The organism is Kitasatospora xanthocidica (assembly GCF_014656195.1).
GTDB lineage: Bacteria > Actinomycetota > Actinomycetes > Streptomycetales > Streptomycetaceae > Kitasatospora > Kitasatospora xanthocidica.
On sequence record NZ_BNBY01000023.1, the window covers coordinates 65,581 to 77,448 of the forward strand.

Genomic DNA, 11,868 nt, shown 5'->3' on the forward strand with positions numbered 1-11,868 from the left:
GTCACCGTTCTGACTGGTGATGAGTCTGTCCGGGCGTGGCGTCACCTGTCAAGGAAGTGACGGCGTCGGGGGCTACCCGCGGCGCACCAGGGCGTCGACCCGTACGGCCGCGGCCAGCAGCTCCCGGTCGGCCATCCGACGCCCGATCAGTTGCAGGCCCACGGGCGGGGAGTCGGAGACCGGGAGCGGGATCGTCACCGACGGTCGGCCCGCGGTGGCGGCCGGGGAGGTGTTGCGGATCAGGGTGAAGAACGTCGGCGCGTCCTGCCCGTTGAGCGGCAGGGAGTCCTCGAACCGGTGCAGCGGCCGGGCGCACACCGGCACGGTGGGGCTGACGATCGCGTCCAGGCCGTTCAGCGCGAAGAGTTCGTCGTAGGCGGCCTGCATCACCCGGCGTTGTGCGAGCGCCCCCTGCAGGGCGGCGGGCCCGGGGTACCCGGGGCCGGTCGGCAGCGCGGTGGCCTTGAGCATGTCGCCGATGACCGGGTCCCCGACGGCGTCGAGCAGCTCGGCCGGGGTCGGTCCGGCGCGGTGCTCGTCGAGGTAGCGGCCGAGGGCGTCGGCGAACTCGCCGAAGACGAGCGGGAACCCGACCCGGCCGTCGTGCTCCACCAGGTGCGCGGTGTCCACCGGGATCCAGGTGGCGTGCTCGGTGGAGAGCCGGACGACGGCCGCCTCCCAGGCGGCCCGGACCGGGCCCTCCAGGTCCTCGGTGAACACGTGCCTCGGCAGGCCCAGCCGGAGTGGGCGGTCCGGGCCCCGTGCTCCGTCGGTCTCCCCGGTGACGAGGGTGTCCAGCGTCCTGAGGAGGTCCAGGGAGCGCGCCATCGGCCCGGGGGTGTCCCGGGTGGGGCACAGGGGGGTGAGGCCCGCCGAGGGATAGCGCCCGGCGCTGGGGCGCAGGCCGTAGATCCCGTTGAGGGCGGCCGGGATGGTGACGGAGCCGCCGGTGTCGGAGCCGAGCCCGGCCTCCGCGACGCCGGCCGCCACCGCGGCGGCCGTACCGCCGCTGCTGCCGCCCGCGAACAGGGCCGGGTCGGTGCCGTTGCCGACCGCGCCGAAGGTGTGGTTGCACGAGGTGGCGCCCAGGGCCAGCTCGTGCATGTTCGTCTTGCCGAGCACGATCGCCCCGGCCGAGCGCAGGGCCCGGACGACGGGCGCGTCGGCGGCCGGGACGAAGTCCCTGAGGGCGGGGGTGCCCGCGGTGTTGGGCAGGCCCGCGACGTGGATGTTGTCCTTGACGACGAGGCACCAGTCGGCCTGGTCGGCCCGGCCACCCCGGTCGGCCTCGGCGTCCCGGCGCGCGGCCTGGGCGTCCCGGCGCGCGGCCTCGGCGAGCGCGCCCTCGGCGTCGAGGGTGATGAAGGCGTTGAGGTGTGCGGTCGCGGCGGCCCGGTCGAGTGCCGCCGACACGGTCTCCTGCGCTCGGCCGCGGCCGGAGGTGTCGGGGTTGGCCATGGAGTCGTCTCCTTCGTGCTGGTGTCGGTGAACGAGTCAGCCGTGGCCCCACCCCGGGGCGACTGCCCGGGGCGGAACCACGGCTGACCAGGACGTTACCGGGGTCGTCAGGCCGGGACCACCCGGTAACTCACGGCCACCAGTGGAACGTTGGACTGGGCCAGCGAACCGGTGAGCCAGGCGTGACTGCCGCCGCAGTCGGCTCCGGGGGACAGCGAACCGGTGAGCACCTGCCTGACGGGTGTTCGGCCGGATGTGAGACCGGGAGGGGGATCATCACATGTTCAACCATCTGTTGAAAGTGTGGATCCGGTCAAACACGTGTGCCGGGCGGTGGGGGGTGCGTATGTGCTCGTCACCGCCTTGACGGGTGACGGGTGCGGGCGCATGCTGAGGAGTATGAGTGAGGAATCCAGTCGCGATGCCGCCTCCGAGACGCGGCGGGCGCGATACGGCAAGCTGCCCGAGCGGATCCGCTTCGAGTCCATGACGGAAGGGGTGGCGCCCGCCCCGGGTGGCGATCCGAACGACCCGTACAACCCCGAAGGCGCCTGGAAGTTCTACAACTGCCTGGCCGTCGACCTGGGTCTGTAGAGCGGGCCTGGGTCCGGGGCCACGACGGAGAGCGAGGGGTGAGGGCGGCCATGTGTACGCCCGTCGGTGCAGTATCACAGCACGGGCGCCGTCGCGGAAGTGGCCAGACATGTCATCAGAAACACCCCAGGGCAGTCGAATCGGCCTTCCGGGGGGTTTCCAGCGGACGGATCGGCTCCGCCGGGGCGGCCCGGCGCGCCCCGGGCCGGCCGCCGCAGTGCCGCTCTGGGCTGGACCGTTCCCGGAATCAGGGGTGCCGGTAGGTGGTCCCGGCCGGACCGCCGGTATGTACCTCCGGCCGGTCGTCCGGGTGTTTGGGCACGTCAGGGAGGCTTCTGTCACACCGTCAGACAGTCGAGGTCATCTCGACAACTGCGGGAACGTCGACCGATGATAATGACAGGGCCCTGACGAATAGTCCGAGTCCGGCAACCACCAACGGTCGACGAGCCAACGCAACCAGAGCCATCCACAGTCGCGATCCGGCTACTCCTGGCATGGGGCCGCGTGCGGAACGTAGTGATTATGCGCAGGGGGGAAGGATGCAGCTGACAGCTGCTGGGAGCACCATGACCGCCCGCGTCGAAGACGCATTATCCGGCGTCCGGATGGAGTCGGTCATCCGCTCCGGCGGGCGGACCGCCGTCGTACGGATGTCCACGCTCTCACTCGGCGAGTCCCCGCGGACCGAGGGCGTGGACGGCGAACACGTCGCGAGACTGGCCTCCGTCGAGGACCGCCTGCCGCCGATCCTGGTGCGGCGCTCCGACCTCGTCGTCATCGACGGCATGCACCGTCTTCAGGCGGCCCGGGCCCGGGGGGACCAGACGATAGAGGTCGAGTTCTTCGACGGCTCGGACGGCGACGCGTTCCTGCGCGCCGTCGAAGCCAATGTGGCGCACGGTCTGCCACTCAGTCTGAAGGACCGGCGGGCCGCCGCGGCCCGCATCATCGCCTCGCACCCGCAGATGTCCGACCGGGCCGTCGCCAGGGCCTCGGGGCTGGGCGCGAAGGCGGTCGCCAGGATCCGCGCGGCTCGTTCAACTGCCGCACCGCCGCAGTTGGATAGGCGCGTCGGCAGGGACGGCCGGGTGCGCCCGCTGAACGCCGCCGAGGGCAGGTGGCGGGCGGCGGGTGTGCTGGCCGAGAACCCGGAGGCGTCACTGCGGGAGATCGCGCGGCTCGCGGGCATCTCGCCGGCCACCGCGAGCGACGTGCGCCGCCGGGTCCGGGCCGGACTGCCACCGGCCGACTCCGGAGGGGACGGGCCCGCCACCACGCCGCCGCCGGAGGAGGCCGGCGCCCGGACGGACCCGCAGGGGAGGCCTCCCGCGGGCACAGCCCGCCCGGACTGCCACCGCGCGGAGCGCCCCGCCGCTCCCCACCCCGACCTGCTGCTCGCCGCGCTCCGGCGCGACCCCTCGCTCCGGCTGCGGGAGGAGGGACGAGGACTCCTGCGGCTCCTCCAGCACAACGCCACCGCCGAGTGGTCCGGGCTGAGCAGCGCCGTCCCGGCGCACTGCGAGTCGATGGTGGGGCGGCTGGCCCGTCAGTACGCCGAGCAGTGGCTGCGGTTCGCCGAGCACCTGGAGGAGCGCGAGGAACCGGCCCGGCGCGATCCGGCGGGGTGACGGTCCCCCATTCCCTTTCCGGGTCACCGCGCCGCCGGACCGCCGGGCCGCCGGGCCGCCGGACCGGATCCGGGGGGAACGAACGGGAAGAGTGTGTGCGCACACACTTGAACACGCCTCGACGCCGGCGCCGGCCGGTGGATATCTTCGAAGGGAAGTCGGAAGTGCGCCGCTATGTGGCCGACCGCCACCCGGCGGCGCAGCCAGTGGAAATTCGCGGAAGAGATCTGGGGGAATTCCTCAATGATTAACCCGGCATTCGCTATCAGTGACGAGGACGTGGAGAGCTTCCGGGAACACGGCTTCCTGAAGCTCAAGCAGGTCTTCTCGGCCGGGCTCGTCGATCACATGAAGAAGCTCAGCACTTCGGAGATCGTCCCGCCCGCCGACAACTACGGATCGGGCTTCAGCAAGCTGAAGTACGACATCGGCAACGACGACCCGACGATCCTCGAACTCATGGGTGACCGCGGCTTCGCCACCGCCATGGCGGAGCTCACCGGCCAGAGGCTCTTCTTCACCCAGGGGCTCGGCTTCGAGCTGGAGAAGAACAAGAGCACCGGCTTCCCGTGGCACGTGGGCACCCAGAGCTTCGGCTTCCAGCGCCGCCAGGACGCCGGGTTCACCATCTGGACGCCGCTGTGCGACATCGACGCCGAGGGCCAGCGCGGCGGCATGAAGTACGTGTCGAAGAAGCACCTGTCCGGCGAGTTCGTCTACCAGCACATCAACCTGCTGCCCGGTTACATGCGGGCCCGGGCGGAGGCCGGCGAGGAGCTCGGCTACGACGACTTCAGCGTGCTGAAGAACAGCCTGCTGAACTCGCCCCAGATGACGGGCCTGCTGGACCACATCGCGGTGGAGGACTCGTTCGAGCCCGGCGACGCCCTGATCTTCGACAAGTACGTGCTGCACCGCAGCGTGCCGCTGGGGGAGGGCCCGATCCCGTCCCGGCTCGCCTACGCCCTCCGCTTCTCCTCGATCGACGCCCGGTACGACAAGGGCAGGGTCGACGCGCTCGCCTACCCGCGGGTGACCTTCAACTACGACGTGGGCAGCGACTTCAACGAGAAGGTCGCCTCGGACGACGGCGAGCGGGTCTACGCCGGCCGGTACTTCGACGGCACCCGCGAGGCGCGCACCCTGGACGTCCACAACGGCTGACCGGGACCGCTGCCGGTCCCGTCGCCCCGAGCACGGAACGGGAAGGACATGGCGACTGCTGCACACGGCGCTGCCGTCGGGATCCGGCCGGCCGCGGCCGCGGACGGCGAGGTCCTCGCGGAGATAGCGCGCGAGGCCTACGGGAAGTACCTCGGCCTGGTGGACGAACCGCCGGCCCCCCTGCTGCTCGACTACCGGGAGGTCGCGGCGTCCGGCCGGTGCCACGTCGCGGTCTCGGACGACGGGACGCTCGGGATGGTGACGGTGGAGACGCCGGAGGACGGGGACCCGTACCTCGTGCTCCGGAACCTCGCGGTGCGGCCGTCCTGCCAGGGGCGGGGCATCGGGAGGAAACTCGTCGCACTCGTCGAGGAAATGGCGCGGTCCGCCGGGCTGCGCGGTGTCCGGCTGTGGACCCGGGTGGAAATGGTCGACAACATCGCCTTCTACCAGGGCCTGCGGTACGAGGTCACGCACACCGAGCGGAACGAGCATTCGCACCGGGTATTCCTGCGCAAGGAAATCGCCTGAGACCGGATCCGGTTCCGCGTGGGTGTCGGGGCCGGGTAAACCCAGGTAAGGCGGAACAACGACGGAAGGAATGAAGTGACCGCTGAATCCACGGTCGTCGCGACCAGGGTCTCCGAGACGTTCGGCGCGGAGGTGAAGGAGCTCCGGCTGACCCCCGAGGTGATCCAGGAGCACGGACGCGCGATCTACGAGACGTACCTGGACCACAAGGTCCTGGTCTTCCGCTCCCAGGACATACCGGCGAGCACCTTCGCCCGGTTCGGCACCATCTTCGGCCGGCCCGAGGAGCACCACGTCATCAAGCTGCGCCACCCCGAGGAGCCGACCCTCTCCCTGCTCTCGAACCAGAACGAGCCGGGCCGGAACAAGGAGATGAAGACCTCCGGCCAGGGCTGGCACTCGGACTACTCCTACAAGCTCGTCCCGGGCAGCGCGACGATGCTGCACGGCCTGGAGATCCCGGTGGAGGGCGGCGACACCCTCTTCGCCAACGCCGAGGCGGCGTTCGAGGCGCTGCCGGAGGAGCGCAAGGCGTACCTGCGGACGCTCCGGGTGCGCCACCAGTACCGGTGGTCGCCGGACCGCGAGGACCCGTGGGCGCGGTGGAAGTACATCGGACCGGAGGAGCGCGAGCAGACTCCGGAGATCACCCACCCGCTGGTCCGCCGCCACCCGGACACCGGCCGCGAGACCCTCTTCATCCAGCCCCGGATCATCGGCAGCGTGGTCGGCATCGACGGGCTGCCCGAGGCGGAGAGCACGGCCCTCATCGAGGAGCTGATCGCGCACATCACCAGCGAGCCGTACGTCTACCGGCACCGGTGGAGCCCGCTGGACGTGGTGGTCTGGGACAACCGGTGCGTGCTGCACTCGGCGACCACGAAGGACCTCGACGAGAAGCACGTACGGAAGCTGCTGCGGCTGACCACGCACGGCCAGCCGGTGACGCCCTCGCTGCCTGAGGTCGGCCACAGCCGGCTCTCCCCGAAGGCCTGAGACCGGGGGAGCGCCCCTCGGCGCCGGACCGCGCCCGGGCCGGCGCCGAGGCCCAGGCCCCCCACAGACAGTCCGTCCGACCGTCCGCCTGACCGTCCGACCGTCCGTCCGACCCGTGAGCGAGTCACCATGGCATCCGGCATTCCCCTCCGCCCGTCCGACGGCGACCTGTACTCCCGCATGCTCGAAATCCTCGAACGGCTGGTGGGGTTCGACACCACCAGCCACCGGTCGAACATCGAACTCCTCGACTACGTGCAGGAATTGCTGTCCGGCAACGGGATCGAGAGCCGGCTCCACTGGAACGACGAGCACACCAAGGCCAACCTGGTGGCGACCGTCGGCCCCGGCGCCGACGGCGCGGACGGGGAGCGCGGCATCGTCTGGTCGGCCCACACGGACGTCGTCCCGGTCGACGGACAGGCCTGGGACACCGACCCCTTCGCCCTCACGCTCACGGACACCGTCGCCATCGGCCGCGGCACCGCGGACATGAAGGGCTTCATCGCCTGCTGCCTGACGATCCTGTCCCGGGTGGACCACGAGCGCCTCACCGTCCCCGTCACGCTGGTGCTCACCTACGAGGAGGAGGTGGGCTGCGTCGGAGCCCGCCGGCTCGTCGAGGAACTGCGCGGCTGGGAGGGCAAGGTCCGGGGCTGCATCGTCGGCGAGCCGACCGGCCTGAAGGTCGTCGTCGGCCACAAGGGCAAGCAGAACCACCGGATCAGCTTCAAGGGCGAGCCCAAGCACGCCGCGCTCGCCCCGCTGCTGCCCAACCCGATCACGGCCGCGGCCGCGGTCATCGGCCGGGCCGACATCCTCAACGAGACCTTCCGGGTCCAGGGGCCGCACGACGACCGGTTCGCCATCGGCCACTCCTGGATCAACGTGGGCCGGGTCGAGGGCGGGGTGAAGCCCAACATCGTGCCCGAGGACTGCGTGGTCGAGTTCGAGATCCGCAACATCCCCGACCACTCCTGCGACGGCATCGCCGCCGAACTCGGGCGCTTCGCGACCGGGGAGGTGCTGGCGGGCATGCGGGCCAAGTCCGACGCCGTCGAGGTGCGCACCGAACAGCTCACCGACACCCCGTCGTTCGCCATCGACCCGGAGCACGAGTTCGTCACCTTCGTACGGGAGGCGCTCGGCGCCAAGGAGGACCCCGAGTTCGTCCCCTTCGGCACCGAGGCCGGCCTGATCTGGGGGCACGCCCGGATCCCGACCGTCGTCTGCGGGCCCGGCGCCATCACCGAGGCGCACACCGCGAACGAGTTCGTCGCCCTGGCCCAGCTGGAGCAGTGCCTGCACTTCCTGCGCTCGCTCCCGCTCGGCTGACGGGCCCGGACGACCCCGCGCGACACGGACGACCCCGCGCACCACGGACACCGCGATCGTCGCATCGCAGAGGGAGAACCGAGTGAAGAGCGACGGCTCGCTGACCACCGAGGCGAGGCCGGACGGCGAGGAGGAACGGCCCGGACTCGGGCGGCAGTTCACCACCCTGTGGACCGCCGCGTCCTCCTCGTCGATCGGCGAAGGGGTGTCGATGGCCGCCGCACCCCTGATGGCCAGCACGTTCACCGACGACCCCCGGCTCATCGCGGGCGTCAGCATGGCCCTGACCCTGCCGTACGCGCTGTTCGGCATCCCGGCCGGCGTGCTCGTCGACCGGGTCGACCGGCGCCGGACGATGGTGCGCATCGACCTCTTCCGGGGCTGCCTCATCACCGGGTTCGTCCTGTCGGTCGCGCTGGGCTTCGGCAGCCTCTGGGCGCTGTACGCGTGCTTCTTCCTGATCGGCACCTGCGAGACCTTCTTCCGCAACGCGGCGCAGATCCTGGTGCCGTCCGTGGTGCCGGAGAAGCACCTGGTGGCCGCGAACGGGCGGATCATGGGGTCCGAGACGGTGGGCAACCAGTTCGTCGGCCCGCTGATCGGCTCGTCACTGTTCCTGCTCGCCCCGGCCGTCCCCTTCGGGGTCAACGCCGCGACCTTCTTCGCCTCGGCGTTCCTGCTCACCCGGCTGCGGCTGCCGCAGGGCGACCACCGGCCCCGGCCGGCGGCTGGGCGCCCCCGGCTGATCACCGACATGGCCACCGGACTGCGCTGGCTCTTCGCGAACCGTCTGCTGCGCACCCTGTCCTTCACCGCCGGCGCGATCAACCTGGTCTACACCGGCGCCCTGGCCGTGCTGGTGGTCTACGCGCACCGAGAGCTGGGCCTGTCCGACCTGGGGTACGGCGGACTGGTCGCCTGTCAGGCGGTGGGCGCGATCAGCGCCGCCAAGCTGTCGCCCTCGCTGGTGCGCCGGATCGGCAACGGCTGGGCGCTGGTGAGCGTGGTCACCGCGATCGGGTGCAGCAACCTGGTCATCTGGCTCGTCCCCCGGGTGTGGGCGGTCGGGGCGGCCCTGGCCCTGGGCGCCTGCGCCTCGGTGACCTGGAACACGGTGGCGGTCGTGCTGCGGCAGACCCTCGTCCCCAAGGACCTGCAGGGCCGGGTCAACAGCATCTACCGGCTGTTCGCCTGGGGCGCCCTGCCGCTCGGGGCGGGCCTGGCCGGCGTGGTCTCCAAGAGCCACGGCACCCCGGCCGTGTACGCGCTCGGCGTGGGGCTGATGGCCGTCGTCGCGATCCGGCTGGCCTTCGGCCTCCGGACCTGGTTCCCGACGCCCGCACCGCGCTGAACCGCGCCCGCACTCTCCCCCCCAGCTCACAGCCGTCCCCCCGCACCCCGTTCCGCCGCGACCGAAAGAGAAGCTCCCGATGACGCCACAACTCCCCACCACCGCGCGCGTTCCCCGGTCCGGGATCGGCGCCGAGTACCTCGACGTCCTGAAGCGGCGAGGTGCCGAGCCCGGCGAGCTGATCGAGCACGTCGTCGCGGACGACCTCGTCACCGTGGCCTACCGGGGCCGGTTCCTGGCCGCCCCGGTCTTCCTGTCGGCAGCCGAGCGCGCCCTGGTCGCGGCCGACCTCCTCCAGGTCCACCGGCTGCTCACCGAACTCCCCGAGCGGCTCTTCGACGGCGATGTCGCGGCGATGGCCCGCGCCGTCGGGATGACCGACACCCAGACCGACATCGTCCGCCGCGCCACCACGGCGGATGCGCCGCTCGTACCGCTCGCCCGGTCCGACCTCTACCGCGGCGCGGACGGCTTCAAGCTGCTGGAACTCAACATCACCAGTGCCCTGGGCGGCTTCGAGAACGCGGGCATCAACCGGGCGATGCTGGCGCACCCGGCGCTGTCCGAGTTCGTCGCGGGACGGAAGCTCGGCTACGTCGACACCTTCGCCGGCATCACCAGGACGCTGCGCGCCGAGTGCGCGCGGCACATGGAGCCGCGGGGCCGGCGCCCCGTCGTGGCCCTGGTCGACTGGCCGGAGAGCTTCAAGTCCTACGAGCCCCGGCTGAAGGTCATGGCGGCGCTGTTCGACCGGGAGGGGATCGACGCCGTCCCCTGCCACGTCGGCCAGATCGGCGAGAACGGCGGCCGCCTCGAGGTCGCGGGCCGCGCCATCGACGTGCTGTACCGCTTCTTCCTCGTCGAGGAGATCGCCACGCCCGCCGACGCGGCGTTCGTCGAGCCGCTGCTGCGCGCCTTCGAGGAGGGCCGGGTGGGCATGTTCAGCCGCCTGGACGCGGAGCTGTACGGCAACAAGGGCGCGCTCGCCATGCTCTCCGACGACCGTAACCGGCACCTCTTCACCGCCGAGGAGCGGGCCTGCGTCGACCGCTTCCTGCCGTGGACCCGGCACGTCAGGGCCACCGCGACCGACGCCGAGGGCCGGGAGCTGGACCTCCTGCCGTACGCCGAGGCGCACCGGGAGGACCTGATCCTGAAGCCGACGCTGCTGCACGGCGGCAGCGGCATCGTGCCCGGCTGGACGGTGGGCCCCGAGGAGTGGCGGGCCCGGCTGGCCGAGGCACTGGACGGCCCCTACGTGCTCCAGGAGCGCATCAAGCCGATCCCCGAGGTCTTCCCCGCGGACGACGGCGACGGCACCCAGGAGCTGTTCCTCAACTGGGGCGTGTTCCTCACCGATCCGCTGGTCACCGGGGGCGACGGCTACAACGGCTGCCTGGTGCGCGGGAGCACCGATCCGGAGGTGGGCGTGGTGAGCATGAACGGCGGCGCCCGGGTCGCCTGCTCTTTCTACGAGACCGGCGAGACCGGCGAGACCGGTGACGCCGCCCCCGCCGTCGACCCGGCCTGACGAACGCGCGCCCCGGAAGGACGTACCGATGAAGATCGCGGTGATCGACGGCTACTCGACCGGCCGACTGCTCGTCTCCGCCCTGCGCGACCGCGGTGCCCGTTGCGTGCACGTGCGGTCCTCCCCGGACATGCCGGAGTACTTCACCCGCGCCTTCGACGCCTCCGACTACACGGAGCTCCTGGACGGCGGCGGCGACCCGGCCGAACTCGCCCGGATCCTGGCCGCGTCGGGCGTGGACCGGGTGGTGGCCGGCACCGAGTCGGGGGTCATCCTCGCCGACACCCTCACCCATCTGATGGGCCTGCCGGGCAACCGCGTCGAGACCCTCGCCGCCCGCCGCGACAAGCAGGCGATGGCCGACACCGCGTCAGCCGCCGGCGTCGCCGTGCCACGGGGCAGGCGCTTCGAGGAGGCCGACGCGGCCGCCGCCTGGTTCGAGGCGGGCGGCCTGACCGAGGCCGTGGTCAAGCCGCCGAACAGCGCCGGCACCGACAACGTCCGGTTCTGCCGGAGCGTCGACGAGGTGCGCGACGCCTGCAAGTCCGTCCTGTGCGCCGACAACCTCTACGGGCAGCCGAACACCGCCGTCCTGGTCCAGGAGCGGGTGCACGGCGTCGAGTACTACGCCAACACCGTGTCGCACGACGGGGTCCACCGCTTCGCGGAGTTGTGGAGGTACACCAAGCGGGCCGGCAGCGTCGGCCACCCCGTCTACGACTACGAGGAGCCGGTCCCCGCCGACTCGGCGGAAGCGGCACCCCTGCTCGGTTTCGTCACCGCGGCCCTGGACGCCCTGGGCATCGTCTCCGGGGCGGCCCACACCGAGGTGATGACGACCGCCCGCGGCCCGGTGCTGATCGAGACCGGCGCCCGGCTCGGCGGCGGCACCGCGCCCGCGGTGGTGGAGAAGTACGCCGGGGTCTCGCAGACCTCGCTGCTGGCCGACACCCTGCTCGCCCCCGAGCGGCTCGCGGCCTTCCGGGACACCGCCGTCAGCTGGTCCGGCGCGCTGCGCAACGTCGCCCTGATCAACCCGGCCGCCGGGATCGCCGGACCGCTGGACTGGACCGAGCGCCTGCGGGAGCTGCCCACTCTGGTCCACCTCGCGCACGGCGTCGCCCCCGGCCGGCACCTGCCCGCGACCAGCGACCTGATCAACAGCCCCGGCTACGTCTACCTGGCCGCCGAGGACCCGGCCGAGGTCGAGCGCGACTACCGGGCCCTGCGGGCGCTGGAGGAGGACGGCCTCTACACCTGACCGGGACGGCTACCGG

At 71.8% G+C, this 11,868-nt stretch carries 10 protein-coding genes; 9 read left to right on the forward strand and 1 reads right to left on the reverse strand.

The features are described 5' to 3' along the window. Positions 1-72 precede the first annotated feature (72 nt). Positions 73-1,458, reverse strand: coding sequence for an amidase family protein (locus tag IE332_RS30350; protein ID WP_189922591.1), 1,386 nt, complete (start codon positions 1,456-1,458; stop codon positions 73-75). 399 nt (positions 1,459-1,857) lie between these two features. Between IE332_RS30350 and IE332_RS30355 the strand changes: the two genes are divergently transcribed. From IE332_RS30355 to IE332_RS30395, 9 genes are all read left to right on the forward strand, one after another. Continuing rightward, positions 1,858-2,052, forward strand: a complete 195-nt coding sequence (locus IE332_RS30355; RefSeq protein WP_189922593.1) for a hypothetical protein — start codon at positions 1,858-1,860, stop codon at positions 2,050-2,052. 542 nt (positions 2,053-2,594) lie between these two features. Then, positions 2,595-3,683: a transcriptional regulator gene (locus tag IE332_RS30360; protein ID WP_229929041.1), complete on the forward strand. Its 1,089-nt coding sequence runs from the start codon at positions 2,595-2,597 to the stop codon at positions 3,681-3,683. A 243-nt stretch (positions 3,684-3,926) separates the two neighbouring features. After that, the gene (locus IE332_RS30365) at positions 3,927-4,847 is read left to right on the forward strand and encodes a phytanoyl-CoA dioxygenase family protein (RefSeq protein ID WP_189922595.1); all 921 of its coding nucleotides are present in this window, start codon (positions 3,927-3,929) and stop codon (positions 4,845-4,847) included. A 48-nt stretch (positions 4,848-4,895) separates the two neighbouring features. Then, positions 4,896-5,378 (forward strand): GNAT family N-acetyltransferase, encoded by a 483-nt coding sequence (locus tag IE332_RS30370; protein ID WP_189922603.1) that lies wholly within the window; start codon positions 4,896-4,898, stop codon positions 5,376-5,378. 75 nt (positions 5,379-5,453) lie between these two features. Then, positions 5,454-6,374: a TauD/TfdA dioxygenase family protein gene (locus IE332_RS30375; RefSeq protein ID WP_189922605.1), complete on the forward strand. Its 921-nt coding sequence runs from the start codon at positions 5,454-5,456 to the stop codon at positions 6,372-6,374. 129 nt (positions 6,375-6,503) lie between these two features. Then, complete coding sequence (argE, locus tag IE332_RS30380; RefSeq protein ID WP_189922607.1) at positions 6,504-7,709, forward strand: acetylornithine deacetylase; 1,206 nt, start codon at positions 6,504-6,506, stop codon at positions 7,707-7,709. Between the two features lie 82 nt (positions 7,710-7,791). Further along, on the forward strand, positions 7,792-9,060 hold the full coding sequence (locus tag IE332_RS30385) for an MFS transporter (RefSeq protein ID WP_189922610.1): 1,269 nt from the start codon (positions 7,792-7,794) through the stop codon (positions 9,058-9,060). A 79-nt stretch (positions 9,061-9,139) separates the two neighbouring features. Further along, positions 9,140-10,591: a hypothetical protein gene (locus IE332_RS30390; RefSeq protein ID WP_189922612.1), complete on the forward strand. Its 1,452-nt coding sequence runs from the start codon at positions 9,140-9,142 to the stop codon at positions 10,589-10,591. Positions 10,592-10,619: 28 nt separating this feature from the next. Beyond that, the gene (locus tag IE332_RS30395; protein WP_189922614.1) at positions 10,620-11,852 is read left to right on the forward strand and encodes a hypothetical protein; all 1,233 of its coding nucleotides are present in this window, start codon (positions 10,620-10,622) and stop codon (positions 11,850-11,852) included. Positions 11,853-11,868: the final 16 nt, after the last annotated feature.